The sequence below is a fragment of the Ruegeria sp. L11 genome (assembly GCF_056531755.1).
In genome coordinates, this window is record NZ_JBQFMI010000007.1 from 1 (window position 1) to 18,427 (window position 18,427).

Annotated in this window: 13 protein-coding genes; 7 read left to right on the forward strand and 6 right to left on the reverse strand. The window is 57.1% G+C overall.

Annotation, left to right across the window (positions count from 1 at the left end):
• Positions 1-289: 289 nt before the first annotated feature.
• From ACR0CE_RS12895 to ACR0CE_RS12910, 4 genes are all read left to right on the forward strand, one after another.
• Positions 290-1,285, forward strand: a complete 996-nt coding sequence (locus ACR0CE_RS12895; protein ID WP_480483857.1) for an HlyD family secretion protein — start codon at positions 290-292, stop codon at positions 1,283-1,285.
• Positions 1,282-3,978 (forward strand): ribosome-associated ATPase/putative transporter RbbA, encoded by a 2,697-nt coding sequence (rbbA, locus tag ACR0CE_RS12900; RefSeq protein ID WP_480832793.1) that lies wholly within the window; start codon positions 1,282-1,284, stop codon positions 3,976-3,978. The genes ACR0CE_RS12895 and rbbA overlap by 4 nt, the downstream gene beginning before the upstream one ends.
• Positions 3,979-5,103, forward strand: a complete 1,125-nt coding sequence (locus ACR0CE_RS12905) for an ABC transporter permease (protein ID WP_480559506.1) — start codon at positions 3,979-3,981, stop codon at positions 5,101-5,103. It begins immediately after the preceding gene.
• A 143-nt stretch (positions 5,104-5,246) separates the two neighbouring features.
• Positions 5,247-5,675 (forward strand): phasin family protein, encoded by a 429-nt coding sequence (locus ACR0CE_RS12910; protein ID WP_480832795.1) that lies wholly within the window; start codon positions 5,247-5,249, stop codon positions 5,673-5,675.
• Between the two features lie 261 nt (positions 5,676-5,936).
• Here the strand turns inward: ACR0CE_RS12910 and ACR0CE_RS12915 are convergent, their stop codons facing one another.
• Positions 5,937-6,815 carry a LysR family transcriptional regulator gene (locus tag ACR0CE_RS12915; protein ID WP_480832797.1) on the reverse strand — a complete coding sequence of 293 codons (879 nt, stop codon included), beginning with the start codon at positions 6,813-6,815 and terminating at the stop codon, positions 5,937-5,939.
• Positions 6,816-6,911: 96 nt separating this feature from the next.
• Between ACR0CE_RS12915 and ACR0CE_RS12920 the strand changes: the two genes are divergently transcribed.
• Entirely contained in the window at positions 6,912-8,219 is a 1,308-nt protein-coding gene (locus ACR0CE_RS12920) for an aminotransferase class I/II-fold pyridoxal phosphate-dependent enzyme (protein WP_480773939.1), read from the forward strand.
• 41 nt (positions 8,220-8,260) lie between these two features.
• Here the strand turns inward: ACR0CE_RS12920 and ACR0CE_RS12925 are convergent, their stop codons facing one another.
• Genes ACR0CE_RS12925 through ACR0CE_RS12945 form a run of 5 tightly spaced genes read right to left on the reverse strand, consistent with a single transcriptional unit; the run spans position 8,261 to position 14,027 of the window.
• Positions 8,261-9,280, reverse strand: a complete 1,020-nt coding sequence (locus ACR0CE_RS12925; protein WP_480483863.1) for an Ldh family oxidoreductase — start codon at positions 9,278-9,280, stop codon at positions 8,261-8,263.
• Between the two features lie 11 nt (positions 9,281-9,291).
• Entirely contained in the window at positions 9,292-9,921 is a 630-nt protein-coding gene (locus ACR0CE_RS12930) for a DUF3726 domain-containing protein (RefSeq protein WP_480832799.1), read from the reverse strand.
• The gene (locus tag ACR0CE_RS12935) at positions 9,918-11,606 is read right to left on the reverse strand and encodes a hypothetical protein (RefSeq protein WP_480832801.1); all 1,689 of its coding nucleotides are present in this window, start codon (positions 11,604-11,606) and stop codon (positions 9,918-9,920) included. Before ACR0CE_RS12935 ends, ACR0CE_RS12930 begins: the two co-directional genes overlap by 4 nt.
• A 4-nt stretch (positions 11,607-11,610) precedes the next feature.
• Positions 11,611-12,585, reverse strand: a complete 975-nt coding sequence (locus ACR0CE_RS12940) for a membrane dipeptidase (protein ID WP_209507263.1) — start codon at positions 12,583-12,585, stop codon at positions 11,611-11,613.
• Positions 12,585-14,027, reverse strand: coding sequence for an aldehyde dehydrogenase family protein (locus tag ACR0CE_RS12945; RefSeq protein WP_480832803.1), 1,443 nt, complete (start codon positions 14,025-14,027; stop codon positions 12,585-12,587). Before ACR0CE_RS12945 ends, ACR0CE_RS12940 begins: the two co-directional genes overlap by 1 nt.
• 103 nt (positions 14,028-14,130) lie before the next feature.
• On the opposite strand from ACR0CE_RS12945, the gene ACR0CE_RS12950 reads away from it, so the two are divergent.
• A complete protein-coding gene (locus tag ACR0CE_RS12950) occupies positions 14,131-15,036 on the forward strand; it encodes a LysR family transcriptional regulator (protein WP_480832805.1) in 906 nt (301 codons plus the stop codon).
• Between the two features lie 96 nt (positions 15,037-15,132).
• Complete coding sequence (locus ACR0CE_RS12955; protein ID WP_480832807.1) at positions 15,133-18,408, forward strand: ATP-binding protein; 3,276 nt, start codon at positions 15,133-15,135, stop codon at positions 18,406-18,408.
• The last annotated feature ends 19 nt before the right edge of the window (positions 18,409-18,427 follow it).

An 18,427-nucleotide genomic window follows, 5' to 3' on the forward strand; every position in this document is an offset into this window, starting at 1 on the left:
TCAAGTCAGATATCAAACACTTAGCGCCCCAAGGGGCGCTTTCTGCGTTCAGGGCCACTGCACAACTCAAAGCACTCTGGAAGCAACAGGGACGCAATTCACCCTGTGATGAATGCGCAACAGAGGCTGAACGAGCACCTGGGGCGGCACGAAAACAGGACACGTCCATTCCGACAGACAGGATATGTTGTTCCCCCAAGCATGCTTTGGAAACGCTTGATCCATCGCAAAGTCCCCAATCCTGCCAGGCACTAGACTGACCGTCGCATTCAACGATCTGGCAAAAGCTATGAAGAAGAGTTCGCCCATCTTTTTTGCTCTGGTAGTCATCGTGGTTGCTGGCGCGGTTGTTTACTCCGTCATCTCCCAAGACGGCGATCAATTGCCGAGTGGCTTCGTACAGGGTAATGGAAGGATTGAGGCAGAGCAGGTTGAAATTGCGCCAACGATCGCCGGGCGTGTTGCCAAAGTTCTGGCACCTGAAGGCGGCATGGTCGCCGCCGGTGATGTACTTGCCAGGATGGATATAGACGAATTGTCTGCAGCGCTGGACCGGGCAAAAGCCGAGGTCGCCTTGGCGCGCCAGACAAAAGCAGAAGCTGAAGCCTTGGTTCTGCAACGCCAAAGTGAGCAACGTCGGGCGGCGCAGGAACTTGAACGTGCTACAGCGCTACTGACCGGGAACAATATCTCTAAGACAGTTTTTGAGGAACGTGAAACCATCCACCAAGTTGCGTCTGCTGTGTTGGGTGCCGCCAAAGCCCGAGTTGCAACCGCAGAAAGCCGGATTGCCGCTGCAGAAGCCGAGGTGCGCAGGATTGAGGCGCAAATCGAAGACAGTTCCTTGCTGGCACCAATGCCGGGTCGCGTTCTTTATCGATTGGCCGAGCCGGGCGAGGTCGTCGGAGCGGGTGAACCGATCCTGACCCTTCTCAGTCTCGAGAACGTGTATATGGAAGTTTTCCTTCCTGCGCGGGAAGCCGGGCTGTTGCCGATTGGAGCCGAAGCTCGCATCGTGCTTGATGCTTTACCCGAATACGCCACACCTGCATATGTCAGCTTTGTTTCTCCCGAGGCGCAATTCACGCCCAAACAAGTCGAGACTCTGGATGAACGCGAGCAACTGGTCTTTCGTGTCCGCGTTCGTATCCCCCAGGACCTGGTTGAAAGCCGGATTGAACACGTAAAAACGGGCCTGCGCGGCATTGCCGTGATACGGATCGATCCCACCAGCGCATGGCCCGAGGCGCTTGAACAGCCCATCCCGCAAGAGCTGTTCGAATGAATGCCACAGTCGCCTCGTCAGAGTTTCGAATTGCCGGTGTTACACACAGGTATCGAAAACACATCGCGTTGAACTCTGTAACCTTGGACCTTCCAACCGGACAGCTTGTCGGCTTCATTGGCCCAGACGGGGTGGGCAAGTCCACATTGCTTGGGTTGATCACCGGTGCAAAAAAGCTTCAATCCGGATCAATCGACGTTCTGGGCGGAGCGATTGATGAGCCCACTCATCGTAGACGAATATGCCCTGCGATCGCATTCATGCCGCAAGGTTTGGGTCGGAATCTCTATTCAGAACTGTCGGTACGCGAAAATTTGGAGTTCTTCTCGGGCCTTTTCGGACAGGGACACGACGAGCGTGACGCCCGGATCACCGCATTGCTGACAGCGACCGCGCTTGCACCATTTGAGGATCGCCTGATGGGCAGGCTTTCTGGTGGAATGAAACAGAAGCTTGGCCTGTGCTGTGCGTTGATTCATGACCCCAAACTCCTGGTTCTGGATGAGCCAACAACCGGGGTTGATCCGTTGTCGCGTCGACAGTTTTGGGCATTGATCGACGCTATCCGAACGGAAAACCCCAAGCTCTCTGTCCTTGTGTCTACAGCCTATATGGAGGAGGCCGAAGGCTTTGACTGGATCGTCGCGATGGACGCAGGTCGCGTCATCTTTCAGGGTAAACCCGCCGAATTGAAGCGTGCCGATAAGGACTTCGAAACTGCGTACCGACGCTTGCGGGCAGACGAGGCATCTGGTTCAGCGCCGGGTCAATCAATCGTTCGACAGATCAAATCGGATCCCGTGATTACTGCACGCGGGCTGACACGGCGCTTTGGCGATTTCATCGCCGTGAATAACGTTGATTTCTCGATCAATCGCGGAGAGATTTTCGGGTTTCTGGGATCAAACGGATGCGGAAAATCCACGACGATGAAAATGCTGACCGGTTTGCTGCCTGCAAGCTCAGGCGAGGCATTGTTATTCGGCAAACCCGTTGACGCCAGGGATCGAAAGGTGCGCCGCGAGATTGGGTACATGAGTCAGGCGTTTTCATTGTACGGTGAATTGTCAGTGTATCAGAACCTTCAGTTGCACGCCCGGATTTTCGCAATCCCTGACCGCGACGCGCGCATTTCGGAACTGACGGAACGATTCGGACTCGGCACGCATCGTGATACCCTTGCGGCCGCCCTGCCCCTTGGGATCAAACAGCGCCTGTCGCTGGCGGTTGCGATCATCCATCGCCCGCGTGTGCTGATATTGGATGAGCCGACATCCGGAGTGGACCCAGAGGCGCGAGATACGTTTTGGGCCTTGCTCGTCGAGTTGTCCCGACAAGACGCGGTAACGATCTTTGTCTCCACCCATTTCATGGCAGAAGCAGAACGATGTGACCGTGTTTCGTTTATGCACGCAGGCCAGGTCTTGGCAGAAGGCACACCAGCCGAATTGATCGCCGCTGAAAGCGCCGACAGCCTTGAGGCTGCGTTCATCTCAATTCTGGAGGCGGCAGAAAGACCGGCGCCGGTTGAAGCACCGAGAGTTGATTTGGCCACCAATTCCAAACACGTCGGTGGCAGTGTCGGGCGCGCACTGGCCTATACGCGACGCGAGGCCGTCGAGGTGGCGCGCGATCCTGTGCGCCTTGCCTTTGCGTTTCTTGGGTCAGCCATTTTGATGTTGGTTTTCTGCTTTGGCATCACGCTTGACATTGATGAACTGGACTTTGCCGTTCTAGACCTTTCTCAGGGTCCTGAGAGCCGTGCCTATGCAACTGAGTTCGCGGGGTCGTCCTATTTCAAACCCACGCCGCCATTGGAAAGCGCTATGGAAGGCCACAACCGGCTCCAGGCAGGAGACGTTTCACTGGTCTTAGAGTTGCCACCGAACTTCGGTCGTAAGCTGCGCACAGGCGAGCCAACACAGGTCCTCGCGACAGTCGATGGTGCCATTCCGTTCAAAGGCGAGACCGTTGAAGGATATGTCGCGGGACTGCATCAGTCCTTTCTGGACGAACACGCCCGAAAGACGGGGCAACGGGACTTCGAGATTGCCCGGATAGAACCGCGATTTCGCTACAATCAGAGTTTTGAAAGCATTGCAGCAATGGCCCCGGCCATGCCGGCGATTTTGCTTATCATGTTGCCGGCCGTCTTGACGGCGGTCAGTGTCGCGCGTGAGCGTGAGCTGGGATCTGTGGTGAATTTCTACGTAACACCGACAACCCGGCTCGAATTCCTGATTGGTAAGCAAATTCCCTATATTGCAATTGCTTTTGCAAACTTTCTGTTGCTGGCAGCGATGACCATTCTCGTCTTCGGTGTGCCGCTCAAAGGCGATCCCATTCCGCTAGCGGTTGGTGCGTTTTTGTATATCTGGGCAACGACGTCCTATGGATTGCTGATTGCCACAATGACATCCAGCCAGGTGGCAGCGACATTTGCGACAGCCATCGCCTCGGTTGTGCCGACCATCCAGTTCTCGGGCCTGTTGCAGCCCGTTTCCACTTTGGAAGGGGGGGCTCAGTTCATCGGCTCGCTCTGGCCATCTTCCTATTTTCTGCACCTGAACGTCGGCGCGTTCACCAAGGGCTTGGGGTGGGAATCACTTGCCCCGGACATTCTTGCGCTTGCCTGTTTCGGTCCAGTGCTGACACTCGCCGCTGCCCTTTGCCTGCGCGCGCAGGAGAAGTGAATGCAGCGCCTTTTTTGCATATTCTGGCTGGGGTTGAAGGAAATGATGAGCCTGCGCCGCGATTGGGTGATGATGGCCTTGCTGGTCTGGTCATTCACGCTGGCTCCGATCATGGAAGCAACAGGCGTTGCAAGCTCGGTGAATAACGCCTCAATCGCATTTGCAGATGAGGATAACTCTCCATTATCCCGCACCCTTGCCACTGCGTTTTTCCCACCGGAGTTTCAACCGGTCGTGCAAATTGAACCGGGGACCGGCCCAGCGCACATGGATGCCGGGCGGTTTATCTTCATCGTTGCCATTCCTCCAGGTTTTGAAAAAGACCTGCGTGCCAGAAGCACACCAGAGATACAGGTTCTGATAGACGCCACGGCTATGGAGCAGGCAGGTATCGGCGCCAATTACATCACCAATATATTGAGCGCTGAAATCCATCGCTTTGCAGTTGGTGTCGACCTCGTAGATCCTCCCGCAATCAATGTCATTCTGAGAAGTGCCTTCAACCCAAACAGAGATACGGTGCGTTTTGCGGGCATCGTTGCGCTGATCGGTCAGATCATGTGGCTCACGACCATCCTGACCGGCGCTGCCATGATCCGGGAGAGAGAGCATGGAACAATTGAGCATCTGCTCGCCATGCCGCTAACTCCGCTCGACATTGCGATGGCCAAAATCTGGGCCAATGCGGCCGTTGTTCTGATCGCCGCGGGGTTATCGCTGACTTTTGTCATGCAGGGTTCGTTGGACATTCGTATTGCCGGATCAAAGACACTGTTCCTATTTGGAACCGCACTTTTTCTGTTTACAGCCACGGCGCTTGGGGTATTTCTGGCGACGATTGCGCGCTCAATGGCGCAATTTGCACTTCTGGTCATGCTGATTGTCCTGCCAATGCTGATGCTGTCCGGAGGGGAAACACCCGTCGAAGGGCAACCAGGCTGGTTGCAAGCCGGAACGCTGTTTCTGCCATCGCGCCACTATATGTCAGCCAGCCAAGCAATTGTTTTCAAAGGTGCTGGAATCGAAACGGTCTGGCCGGAATTCGTTTGGATGGCTGTGTTGGGTCTGGCCCTGTTGATGACAAGTCTGGTTATGTTCAGACGGTCAGTCGCCCAGATGAGTTGATATCAACCGACCGTGTATGTTGTGGACGGGCGTATTGTGAAACGACGGCGCGAATTACCCAGTGAATTTGATCTCGGTTAATGTGAGTGCACCTCTGGGTGTGGTAAAATAAATCACCGTCTTCTTTTCCAGGGAGAGTTCAAATGCCCACAAAATCAGCCGAAATCGAGACACAGGAAGCCCTTACCGACGTGTTGAAATCCATGCAGGGCATGATGTCCATGAACTCCGCGGTGACGCCGCAGATCGAGCAGTTTTGGAAAGCGCAGGACCACCTGCTGAGCGAGGCGGAGGAATACTCCCGCCTCTGGTTCAAGCGCCGCCATGAGGCTGCACGCACCGCGCTGCAAACTGCCCGGGAAGCTAAGTTTGGCGACAACCCAGATCCAAGCAAAACGATGCAAGCCGTCGCCGAATGGCAACGCCATTCCATGGAACGAATGGTGGAAGACGCACGTGAATGGTTCGAAATGGTGTCGCGCTGTGCAAAATACGTAAGCGAAACAGAAGCAGACATCATCGGCGAAAACATGGAAGCTGCCTCCAAGGTCGCAGGCAAAGCCAAAAGCTGAGACCGACTAAACCCGTTTGACGCAGCCTTTCTTCGACGGGCGCGGTGCGCTGTGACCCTCCACGTGTCGCTGGCCAAACCGAGTGGCCACGATTGCGGAAGCGCTCTGACAGTTTTTCGTGTGTGTCCAAACATGACTGAACATGCAAAGTTGGGACCAAGCGTTCGAGTTTGACGAAAATAAGTGCCCGGTGTTTCGGGCAATCTTTCGCCCCCCTTTCAGTTCCCACCTATCCCGCGCTGGGGTCTGGGAAAATTTGGGTCAACGGGACAAACAAGCGATAATCTGGTCCGTTTCCGGTCTCCTGCGGGTTCGTTGTGGCATTTGGATAACCAGAGATCGGTCGGTGCGGAACAATTTGGTGTGCGCAGCTGTCAGCTCGCCTGTGGCCAAGGCGTCTTCGATCAGGCACAGGTGTCCCATCAGTATTCCTGCGCCCGCCTTCGCCTCCTCTACGGCCAGACTGTAGAGGGAGAATTGAGCACCGCCCTTGGCACTATGCAGGTCATAGCCAGAGTGTTGGGCCCATTTGGTCCAATCTTCGTTCCACACCAGATCGTGCAGCAACGGTACGCCCAGAAAACCGTTTGCGCGGCAAACTTGGTCCTTAAGCGCCGGGGCGCAAACCGGCACGATCTCGTCCGGGCAAACGACCACCTGATTGGCCGTGTCGTCCGGTGGAGCGAAGAAGATTGACAGGTCGAACAGTTCGCGCCCCAGGCTCGGCGGCGCTTCCAGCGCAGTGACTGAAAAACTGATGTCAGGAAATTGAGATCGGATCTGGCGCAGCCTTTTGGGAAGCCAGAGCTGAGCAATGGCCGGTAAAGCAGCGATATGAAAATCTGCATTGGGTTTAAGGTTGCGCAGCGCACGGGCCGCGTCGGCCAATTGGTCAAAACCCCTGGTAAATTCAGCGACAAGCGACTGCCCCTCGGGCGTGAGTTCTACGCCTTGCGCGTTGCGCCGGAAAAGTGCTGCACCGGCCCAGCCTTCCAGCGTTTTGACGTGTTGCGAGATTGCACCCGGTGTGACGTTCAACTCTTCTGCCGCTGCGACAAAGCTGATGTGGCGCGCCGCCGCCTCGAAAGCGCGCATTGCGTTCAGTGGGGGCCCTTTGGGGCGCTTTGGGGAAACGCTCATCACCATAGCCTTAGTTTTTCTACGCCAAGAAATAACAAATCTGCTTTGCGAAGTCACGCAGCAGCAGTCACAGTGGAAGAAACAGGAGGATGTCAGATGACACTTGCACATAGAGACTGGGTGCCCGCCGCAAGCGAAACGCTGGTTCAGAATATCGCAACAAAGACAGCATCGGCCTCGTCTGGCGACTTATTGGGCCTGATCGCGCATCTGGCAGAGGAAAACCGCCGCATTCACGAGAAAGAATGTTTCAACCTCAACCCCGCGACTAATGTCATGAACCCCAAGGCCGAGGCGCTTTTGTCGTCGGGCATCGGGTCGCGGCCTTCGCTGGGCTATCCCGGTGACAAATATGAAATGGGGCTGGAAGCAATCGAAGAAATCGAAGTTATCGCGGCCGAGCTTTGTGCAGAGGTCTTTGATGCCCGATTTGCAGAGGTTCGCGTGCCGTCGGGCGCAATTGCAAATCTTTATGGCTTCATGGCGACCTGTAAGCCGGGGGATACAATCATTGCTCCGCCCGCAACGATCGGCGGCCACGTGACCCATCATACCGCGGGCTGTGCGGGACTGTTCGGCCTGCGCACGATCGAAGCCCCGGTTAACACAAATGGTTACACAGTCGATCTGGACCAGCTGCGCGATCTGGCGCGGGCTGAGCGCCCCAAGCTGATCACGATCGGTGGAAGTCTGAACCTTTTTGAACACCCTGTTGCCGAGGTGCGGGCCATTGCGGACGAAGTTGGTGCGAAAGTCATGTTCGATGCCGCGCATCAGTGCGGGATAATCGCGGGGCGTGCCTGGTCGAACCCGTTGAACGAGGGCGCGCATTTCATGACCATGAGCACCTATAAAAGCCTTGGTGGACCAGCAGGTGGATTGATCGTGTCGAATGATGTCGACATTGCCAAATCATTGGATGCTATTGCTTTTCCCGGGATGACAGCCAATTTCGATGCCGCCAAAACGGCCGCTCTTGCGGTTACCATGCTGGATTGGAAAGACTTTGGTCAGGCGTACGCGAACGAGATGATCGCACTGTCAAAAGCACTGGCCGCAGCGTTGGATGCGCAGGGTGTTCGCGTCTTTGAGGGTGCGGAAGGCTTCACCAATTCGCATCAGTTCGCGGTTCTGGCAGAGCCCTATGGCGGAGGGCAGGCGGCATCGAAGAAGCTTCGCGAAAGCGGGTTTCTTGCATGCGGCATCGGATTGCCTGTCAAGCCGGTTGAAGGGGACTTGAATGGGTTGCGGATTGGCACTCCTGAATTGGTTCGCTGGGGCATGACCTCTCGAGATGCTGATCGCCTCGCCGATTTGATCACGCGAGGACTGGACGACGCGCCTGTCGCTTCGGAAGTCTCTGCCTGGCGCAGTGAATTCGACACGCTGCATTTCGTGAACTAGGCGCAAGCGGCCACCACATCCGCCCGGTCTGGTGGCTGCTCTTAACTGTTTTCCTGAATTATCGCGTCAATCCTGGCCAATGTAGCAGTGTTGACGGCGACACCTTTTTGACCTGCGGCAAGGCGACATGCACGGCGCCCATCTCCGGGCAGGTGCGCGCCGTCCTGATCTCTGATCGACACGACCAGATCCGATATTGCGGTTGAAAACAGTCCATTTGACGAAACCGCAGGGTCAATAGCGATGAAGAACTGCCCGGTTTTCGGTGGACCCCCGACCGTTCCCGAGAACGGAGAGGCATGCAGCCCAAGAGTAGATCCTGTCAAAGCGGCCGCCATGATTTCAGTCAGCAAAGCGATACCCACACCTTTGTACCCGCCGGATGGGGCCATGCTTCCTTTCAGACCGACATTCGGGTCTGTTGTCGGGTTTCCGTCCGGGTCCAGTGCCCAGCCGACCGGGATGGCCTTGCCTTCTCTGGCGTGTTTCATCACTTCGCTTTTGGCGATGGTGCTGGCGCTCTGGTCAATCAGCAACGCGGGTTGCCCGTCTGGACCCGGTACCGCAACAGAGAACGGGTTGGTGCCGACAACGGGCTTCGATCCACCCGAAGGTGCAATGGATGCTGGTGCATTGGTGAATCCAAGACCAACCAGACCCGCCTGCGCCAGTCGATACGTGTGATAACCCAACACACCGCAATTGTAGCTGTTGGTGATCGCAAGGGCCGCGATGCCCTGTTCACGAGCCGCCGGGATCAATGCATCAAAGCCCATTTCAATGGCTGCATGTGCGAACCCGGTCGCAGCGTCTACGCGGATAAGGCCGGGGCGCGGCGTTTCCAGCGTCGGTACTGCCTGACCGTCAACCTTCCCGCATTGTACGTGTTCACAGTAGATCGGGATATAAGCCAGACCATGACTGGCCACCCCATCCGCTTCGGTTGCCGCAGTGGCCACGGCCAGAGGGCGCGCGCTTTCTTCACTTGTGCCAGCGGCAACCAACGCGGTGAAGGACAGCTTTTCGATTTCGGCAAGCGACAGGGTTTGGGTCTCGGTCATCTGATGATCCTTCAGTCATTGTCCGACAGGCCGGAACCAGCGCCAAGCAGTCGGGATTCTTCAGTTGCAGGGGCATATGTACGGTGCGCCATGGAGTTGAGGATCTGCCACGCCTCTGCATTTGGGGCGGCACGGCTTAGCAGGGGGCGACCGTATTGAATGTGGTCGCCCTCGGTTATCTCAACATGATCAGCGCGGTCCAAATTGCTGTCTGCACAGCTTAGATGAACACCATCAGTTGTCGCAAAATACCCGTCGAAGGTGACTTTTACTGTCTTTCCCAGCTTTTTGGCCCCCGCAGCGACAAAGGGCAGCAACAGCAGCGGTGCTGCGAGATTTGAAATCGCAATGGTGCCTTGGGACAGGACGGTCGGGGAATCCGATATCACAGCTCCGGTCATCAGGGGGCACAGGTCTTGTTCGCCAACCCATACTCCGTTCGGAAGCACAGGAATGTGGCGTTCCAGACAGGGCGCATATTCACGTTTGAGCAGTTGGGCCAGAATAGCGGGCCCGTCGAACCCTTGGGCGCTTAGCCAACGGGTGGCCTTCGCAGCCTCTTCCGCCACGCCCCAGGCATATCCGGCCCCGCGGGTTGCGCGTTTGGCGGTTGCTTCGACTTCGTTCAATGAAAAAGTCATTGTGCAACCTCCGGATAAACCCACAAATCTGCGTTGGCGGTATTTAGCTCATCAGGGTAGGGGGCGCCGGCATACATGCAGATGCGGACCCAGCGATCTGAACGAGGGTCGAAATGCGTCGCGCCAAAGAAGGACAGTTTTGCGCGCAACATATCGATGGGCATCACGTTCGCGCTGATTGTGTTGTCATGGATCTCACCATATGGCGCGACACGGCTGATTTGGGCGCGGCGCACGGTGTGGCGATGCTCGGGGTGGCGCAAAAGAAACTCTGCTATCGGCGCATCATCCGGCCACTCTTGCAGAGCCTTGAAAGCCATCGCCGCATCACGCGCGGGCGCGAGCGGTTGTTCATAGTCTGCAATTGGTTCTTCAAACCGTTCACCCAGTCGGGGCTCCAGCTTTTCTTCGGATACATACCACGCCCGCGCGCAGTTTTCTGGATCATTCCAATCAAGATCCAGCGCCCAGTCAAAACTGTTCCGGATCAAGGCACGCACGCCTGATACCGGCATTGTTCCATCAATAACCTGTGCAGCCGTGTTGGTGTCCGCCATGCAGTTGGACAGCCCATCCACGACATCTCCGTAAGGCTCAAGGATCAGAGAGGCCAGCAACTCCTGGCCTTCTTCGCTGAGCGCAGTTTCCGACCATCGGATTATGCGATCCCACGGATGGTCTTGTGTCAGGTCGTCCGTAGCCAGAAATGCGCCGATCGAATTCAGGTCGTCCTTTAGCGCAGCGAGTTTTTCAACCTGTATCGGATGTTCAGATTGCCACCACGCGATTGACTGTCTGCTGCGCGCGAAAACGTCGCGAAAGACACGCGCGTCTTTTTCGGTTGCTGTCTCAATTGACCGCACGCGCGAGATGGCCTCTTCCCGCGCCATGATCCAGTTGTTGAACAGAACGGGATGGTTCACGATGAACGGCGCCATTCCCAGTCCTGTGGAATTACCGATGCCCAGCCAGCGTGCGATTTCAGGATCAAGCGCGGAGGTCTGATCCCCGCCTTTCACCTGCGCCATATATTGCACCAGATCGCGTACAAAAACCCGGGTCAGATAGACTGACAGCATTTCGATCTGGAAGGGACCACTGACCTCATCCCGGTCCGCCGTTTTCTCACGATCCGCAGCGCCGAATTTGCCCGACCCATAAACGGCCGTGGTCCTCATCAGATAGCCGACCTGATAAATCTGTTCCAGGTCCGGTTGCTGGCCCGCAGCCAGACGATCCACCACATGAGTCCAGAGTCGCACGGACCGGTTGGCGCGTGACAGTGACAATTCGGTTTCGCTGACACGCCCTGCCTCTTGCAGCGGCACGTTCTGCGACAGGCGATCAATGTCTTCTGGCGTGGGGATGCCATCGAACAGTGCAAAGGTGGCGTCCCACGCTTCGGCGATAACCCGGTCTGACCGTTGATCGGCAGGCAGGTCATGGGCAAAGGCGACCAGCGAGTAGGCGCGATCGGGGCCTTGCGCGGTATAGACCGCATGGCCGACACCTTTGTCGTCAATTTCAAATGCAGGGCGCGAAAAGCTCCAGTTTTCATCGGCCATGCGGCGTGTCAGTTGCCGCATAAAGCTGAGCCGGCATTGATGCAGTGATCCCAGCCGTGACAACCGCATTACCGTTGCGGGGTCACGTCTGGCGATCTCTGTCTGCGCGTGTGGTTCCATTTGGTTACCTTTGTGGGACGAAGTTCTCGGCAAAGAACCGATACCAGTTCCTGCCCATGATCCCGGCCACTTCGTCATCGTTCAGGCCGGTCGCGCGTAACCCTTGTTCGATGTTTCCAAAGTCTCGGTTGTCCTGAAACCAGCCCGGCATTGGTGGAAACCCCGGGGCAGAGGCCGAGCCTTCGCCATAGTCGATTTCTTTTGTCCACCGCCCCACACGCATCCATTCAACGATGCTGTCAGGCTGATCCTGGCACAGGTCAGTGCCGATCCCCAGATGATCGGCCCCATATTTGTCCGCAGAGCGGGCGATCATCTCGCAAAAGCTTTCCAGCGTGCAATCTGACTTGTCCTTCAAGTGATGAGGGTAGACCGAAAAACCCAGCATCCCACCGTTTTCCGTCACGGCGCGGATAACATCATCTCGTTTGTTGCGCAGGGCCGGGGACCATTCGTGCGGATTGGCATGTGTGATTGCGATGGGCCGGTCTGAAATCTCAGCCGCCTCGATTGTGGACCGGTCAGCCGAATGGCTCATGTCCACCACAAGGCCGACGCGGTTCATCTCTTTGATCACCTGCTTGCCCATTCGGGTGATGCCGGTGTCTTCGGCCTCATAACAACCGGTCGCCAGCAGGGATTGGTTGTTGTAGGTCAGTTGCATGAACCGCGCGCCCAAATCGTGCAGGATTTCAACCAGCCCGATATCGTCTTCGATGGGCGAGGGGTTCTGGAACCCGAAGAACACGGCCGTCCGCCCGGTTTCGCGCGCGGTATCGATGTCGTTGGCCCACCGGCCCTTCATGATCAGATCAGGATATTGCTCGAACCAACGGTTCCATTTCTCGAAATTCAGAACCGTTTCGCGGAAATTCTCATGATAGGAGATGGTGACATGGATCGCGTCCACGCCCCCTTCGCGCAATTGGCGGAAGATCTTTTCCGACCAGTTGGCATATTGCAGGCCGTCGATCCGCATCAGACCGGGCCTGCGCTGATATAGGCGGTTTTGACCGTCGTATAGAATTCAGCCGCTGCCTTACCCTGTTCGCGTGGACCATACGAGCTGTCGCCCCGGCCACCGAATGGTACGTGGTAATCGGTGCCAGCGGTGGGCAGGTTGACCGTCACAACGCCGGTGCGCGCGTTGCGGCGGAAATGGGTGGCGCGGGCCAGCGATTTGGTCACGATGCCCGAGGTCAGGCCGAAATTGGTGTCGTTCACAACGCTCAGCGCCTCGTCATAGCTGCCGACCTTGATGACGGATGTCAGAGGCGCGAACATTTCTTCACGGTTGATGCGCATGTCGTTGGTGGTGTTCAGGAACACGCCCGGCGACATGTAGAAACCGTCATGAGGCATCTCCAGGCGCTGACCGCCACAGGCCAGTTCCGCCCCTTCGGATTTGCCCAGGTCGACATAGGCGAGGTTTTCACTCAACTGCTGCTGGCTGACGACGGGGCCCATCTGCACGCCTGCTTCCAGCGCGTGACCCACTTTCATTGCCTGCGCACCGGCAACCAGTTTCTCGACAAAGGCATCGTGGATGCCCGCGTGAACCACCAGACGCGACGAGGCGGTGCATTTTTGACCGGTGCCGCCAAAGGCCCCGCCCAGTGCCAGCGTCACTGCCAGATCCAGATCGGCGTCGTCCATCACCGCCAGCGCGTTTTTGGATCCCATTTCCATCTGAACCTTGGTCAGGTTCTGGATTGCTGCGGCGGCGATGCCTTTGCCCACGGGCACCGACCCGGTGAAGGAAATCGCATTGACCTTGGGGCTTTCCACCAGACGTTGCCCGACCGAACGGCCCGAGCCCATCACAAGGCTGAACAGACCTTTCGGAATATCCTGCCGTTCGATGATTTCAGTCAGGGCCACAGCCGAGGCGGGGGTGATGTTGGCGGGTTTCCACACAACCGCGTTGCCATAACACAGCGCCGGGGCAATCTTCCACGAGGCGGTTGCAGTGGGGAAGTTCCACGGGCTGATGATTGCGACAACGCCAACAGCTTCGCGGCGCACATCCACTTCGATATCGGGGCGCACGGAATCGGCGTTCTCACCGATCTGGCGCAGGCACTCGGCGGCGTAATATGTGAAGAACTGACCGGCCCGGTAAACCTCACCCTTGCCTTCGGCCAGCGGCTTGCCTTCTTCGCGGCTCAGCAATGTACCCAGCTCTTCGGCGCGGGCCATCAACTCGTTGCCGATGGCGTTCAGGGCGGCCTGTTTCCGCTCCAGCCCGTAGGCAGCCCATTCGGCCTGCGCGACGCGCGCCTGATCCAGCGTCGCCTCAAGCTGATCGGCGCTGGCCTGTGTGAACATGCCAACCAGATCGCTTAGATCCGAAGGATTGCGGTTTTCAATTTCGCTTTCGCCCGCCAGCCATTCGCCGGCAATCAGGTTCAGTTTGGTCACGTCAGGCCCCAAATTCGCAAATTTCGATTTGGGTCAGGATGGAACTTTCGGCTAACATCAGTCAAACTCAAATAACTTTAGGAAACTTCAGAAAGTTTGAAGTATGGCGATGAAAGTCGAGATGCTGCGGTGTTTTTGTACCGTGGCCCAAACCGGAAACCTTGCCGAGGCTGCCAGCCGTCTGGGTCGGACACAATCCGCCGTCTCAATGATGCTGAAGCAGTTTGAAGATCATCTGGGCAAGAAACTGTTTGAAGGTGAACGGAAAAATCACCTGTCGCCGCTGGGTCAGCAGGTTCTGGACCTTGCTCTCAAACAGGTGCGCGATTTTGATCAAACTGTTCAGAACATAGAAATGGCGGCGCAGGCGGAACATGGGTTGATCCGTATCGTATCCGTGCCGTCGGTGGGGGCCTTGGTCTTTCCCGCCTTGCTGGGACATATGACATCACGCTTTCCGGGGTTGAAGATCGAGTTGCGAGACGGGGATTCGCAACAGGTTCTGGACGCCGTCGCCGGGGACAAGGCGGATATCGGCATTGCATCTGGCCATCATCCCCTGAATGGGGTCAGTGCCGAGCCGCTTTTTCAGGATCGTTTTGGACTGGTTGCAGCATCCGATCATCCGCTTATGACACGGGCCAAACCGCCCGAAATCTGTGACCTGATGGCGGCACCCTTCGTGCGAAACGCCTTGTGCGACATTATTGAATCCTCCTCGTTCAAAAAGATTCTGGACCGGGCCGAGGTCACCATTCACAACACGCACTCGCTGATCACAACGGTCAGGGCAGGCGAGTGGATCACGGTCCTGCCGCAGACCGTCGCGCAATTCATCCCGGATGCGGTCGCCTTTCGCCCGATTTCAGATTTGCCAGACAAGCGAGAGGTATATCTTTACCGTCGGGAAAGAGCCCGCTTCCGCGAGATCACCCAGACGTGCTGTTCGTATATCCTGACGAGCGGTTTTGGAGATGCTGGCTTGGTGCAAGAACGAGTACCGGATTAACCCTGCTCAAAATCACAAATTAATTTGGTTTTAGCAGACTCGAAGCGGTGCACATGCTAGGTTCCAGGATGAAGCGGGGGACTTCAGAGGGGCAACATGTCTCAGGACCTGAGGGGCTGGCTGAGCGCAATTGGATTAAACGAGTACGCGCAGGCCTTCGCAGACAACAAAATCGATTTCTCCATCCTGCCTGATTTGACGGCCGAGGATTTGATCGAAATCGGGGTGTCGGCCGTCGGTGATCGGCGGCGGCTACTGCGCGCCATTGAACAGATTGATGCCAGCCAAACATCAGTAGAGCCTGAACCTGCCGCGCAGCTCGAGCCCGCGCGCCGACAGGTTACAGTGATGTTTGCCGATCTGACCGCATTCACGAAACTATCCAGCGAATTGGATGCAGAAGATCTGCATGCGCTGCTGAATCAATTCTTCAGCAAAGTGGACAATGTCGTCGAAAAGTATGGTGGTCGTATAGACAAGCATATCGGTGATGCGGTCATGGCCGTTTTCGGAGCGCCGATTTCACATACCAATGACACCGAAAGGGCGGCGCGTGCTGCTGCCGAGATACATGCAGTTCTACCGACCTTGTCGCCGCCGCTTTCCTGCCACATCGGTATTGCGTCAGGTCAGGTCATTGCCAGTACGACCGGAAGTCAGTCGCATACGGAATACACCGTTACAGGGGATGGGGTGAATCTGGCGTCCCGCCTTACGGATATTTCCGCTGGGGGTGAGACACTGGTTTCACATGACATTCAGCGCTCATTGGGGCCGCTTTTCGTGGGCGAATCCATTGGTGTGAAGGCCATCAAAGGGCTGAATGATCCCGTCGAAGTTTGGCGTCTGGATCGATTGGCCCGGAACATTCGCACACGGCGTCACAAATTCATCGGGCGCGAGCGGGAGCTGTCGGTGTTCTCGGCCACATTCGACCGATGCAAACGCCACGGCAAGGGTGAAGTCCATGTGATTCTGGGTGAGCCCGGGATCGGGAAAACCCATTTGTCCGAGCAGGTTGCTGAACTGGCATCCGGCGAGTCCTACACGATCCACAACGGCGTCGTGATGGATTTCGGCGCGCGCGAAGGGCATTCGGCCATTCAGATGGTCGCCCGCAGCATTCTGGGTCTTGGCCCGTCAGACGGCGCGGAAACGGGTGCCGCAGCGGCCAGGGAGACAATCGCCAGGGGCTGGGTCAGCCCTCCGAACGCCGCGCACCTCAATGCGCTGCTTGAACTGGAGCAGGATTCGGGACTGGCCGAGGTGTTTGCGGTGATGGACAACAAGACCCGCCTGCGCGGACGGCGGCAGGTCATTGAAGAGTTGCTGTCGGCCTGCAGCCAGGAAGCCCCCCTGCTGATCCAGATCGAGGACATCCACTGGGCTTCGCCCGAGACCCTGATGACCTGCTCTCATATTGCAGCGGCAACGCGGGATATCCCTTGCGTGTTGATGATGACCAGCCGGGCCGAAGGCGACCCGATTGACCGGGATTGGCAAATGGCAACCGATGGCGCGCTGGTATCCAAGATGGAACTGGCGCCGATGGGGGAAGAACAGGCCAGACTGTTGGTCGAAGAATTCACGGCCATCGACCCCGAGTTGCTAGACACCTGCGTCAAACGCGCCGGGGGCAATCCGCTGTTTCTTGAGCAGTTGTTGCGCAATACGGATGTGCTTACACAGCAAAGCGTGCCTGGCAGTATTCAGGGGATCGTTCAGTCCCGACTGGATGCACTGGATCGAACCAGCCGCTCCGCCATTCAGGCAGCATCGGTACTGGGGCAACGGTTCTCTGCAGAAGTGCTGAACTTTATTTTGGGTGAAGGGCATCTGGATACGACCAGCCTGATCCGATCCGCGCTGGTCCGAGAGGCGGGGCCTGACCTCATGTTTGCCCACGCGCTGATCAGGGATGGATCCTATGCAACGTTGGTCAAATCCGAGCGTGCGCGCCTGCATAGGCAGGCCGCCAAGTGGTTCGAGGATCGCGATGCGACCTTGTGCGCACAACATTTGGATCGGGCCGGGGCGAATAACGCTGCACAGGCGTATCTGGAAGCGGCGGACAAACTGATCCAGGCCTTCAGGTTCGACGATGCCAGCCCATTGATCGAACGTGCCCTGGAACTGCCGTCCCCTGCAGGTGTCCGGTTCGATCTGCTTTGCGCACGGGCTGAAACGCACAGGCTTCAGGGTCTGTCCGGCGACGCACTGCGTGAATTTCGGGAAGCTGCCCGTGTTGCCGAAACTGATGAGCAAATCAGCCGTGCGCATATCGGGCTGGCGCAGGCTGCGCGGCAAGCCAGCCTGTATCAGGACGCGCTGGAGGCGCTCGATCTGGCTGAATCCGCCGCCGAGCGTTGCGGGTCAGAGCGGGATGTCGCTCAGATCAACTACGTGCGCGGAAATGTCTATTTCCCTCTGGGCCGGGACAAGGAAGCGCAGAGCGCCAATGAACGCGCCCTGACGCTTGCCCGCAAACTTGGCTCTGCCCGCCTTGAGGTAGGGGCGCTAAGCGGATTTGGTGATGCAAACTTCATGAAAGCCACCATGAAGACAGCGACAGGCTTTTATACGCAGGCTGTTGAGCGGGCGCGCGAAAAAGGGCTGGTCCGCGATCTGGCTGCCAATCTGCACAATCTCAGCGTCGCGCGCAGTTACACCGGGGACGTCGCACAGGGCAAGGCGGACGCCATTGAGGCTATTGAAGTCTCGCAAAAGTACTTTGCCTTTGTTCCGGAATGCGTTGCACAGACGTGCTTGGGCGTGGCCGAGACCTTTCTGGGCGACCTTGATCAGGCGCTGGACGCGTTCAGTGTTTCAGCCGAAATTGCGGAACGCGTCGGGGCAAAACGTCTTGAGGCGCAGGCCCTTGAACACCTGGCGCGAACGCAGGTTTATGCCGGACAGTCAGACCGCGCGCGTACGACCGGGCGTCGCGCGGTTGAAATCGCGCTTGAACATGGGCGGAACTTTGTAGGGCCCAAAGCTCTGTCGGCTCTGGCAATGGCCGAGACCAACCCTGATGAGCAAACGCGCTTGTTGAACCTGGGGTCTGAAATCATTGCCGAGGGATGTGTGGGGCACAGTCACCTGCACTTTTACTCGGATGCCAGCGCCGTCATGCTGGCGCGCGGCGATTGGGACGCAGCAATTGAATATGCAGATGGGCTTGCAGCCTTCACCACCACCGAGCCTTTGCCGATGGTCGATCTGTCCATTCGCCAAACACAACTGCTGGCTGAAAGCGGACAGCAGAACACTCTGCCCAAACAGCACGCGGAATATGCTGACCTGAAAACGCAATTTGCAACGATGGGCATCACGCAATCCCTTCTGGGTTCAGTGGGGTTTCTGGCTGATTAGGTGACACGGCAGGAGGCTG

Excerpts from the sequence above, each read along its gene's own strand:
- ACR0CE_RS12895 (WP_480483857.1), top strand. The coding sequence starts at position 290 with ATGAAGAAGAGTTCGCCCATCTTTTTTGCTCTGGTAGTCATCGTGGTT.
- rbbA (WP_480832793.1), top strand. The coding sequence starts at position 1,282 with ATGAATGCCACAGTCGCCTCGTCAGAGTTTCGAATTGCCGGTGTTACA.
- ACR0CE_RS12905 (WP_480559506.1), top strand. The coding sequence starts at position 3,979 with ATGCAGCGCCTTTTTTGCATATTCTGGCTGGGGTTGAAGGAAATGATG.
- ACR0CE_RS12910 (WP_480832795.1), top strand. The coding sequence starts at position 5,247 with ATGCCCACAAAATCAGCCGAAATCGAGACACAGGAAGCCCTTACCGAC.
- ACR0CE_RS12915 (WP_480832797.1), bottom strand. The coding sequence starts at position 6,815 with ATGAGCGTTTCCCCAAAGCGCCCCAAAGGGCCCCCACTGAACGCAATG.
- ACR0CE_RS12920 (WP_480773939.1), top strand. The coding sequence starts at position 6,912 with ATGACACTTGCACATAGAGACTGGGTGCCCGCCGCAAGCGAAACGCTG.
- ACR0CE_RS12925 (WP_480483863.1), bottom strand. The coding sequence starts at position 9,280 with ATGACCGAGACCCAAACCCTGTCGCTTGCCGAAATCGAAAAGCTGTCC.
- ACR0CE_RS12930 (WP_480832799.1), bottom strand. The coding sequence starts at position 9,921 with ATGACTTTTTCATTGAACGAAGTCGAAGCAACCGCCAAACGCGCAACC.
- ACR0CE_RS12935 (WP_480832801.1), bottom strand. The coding sequence starts at position 11,606 with ATGGAACCACACGCGCAGACAGAGATCGCCAGACGTGACCCCGCAACG.
- ACR0CE_RS12940 (WP_209507263.1), bottom strand. The coding sequence starts at position 12,585 with ATGCGGATCGACGGCCTGCAATATGCCAACTGGTCGGAAAAGATCTTC.
- ACR0CE_RS12950 (WP_480832805.1), top strand. The coding sequence starts at position 14,131 with ATGGCGATGAAAGTCGAGATGCTGCGGTGTTTTTGTACCGTGGCCCAA.
- ACR0CE_RS12955 (WP_480832807.1), top strand. The coding sequence starts at position 15,133 with ATGTCTCAGGACCTGAGGGGCTGGCTGAGCGCAATTGGATTAAACGAG.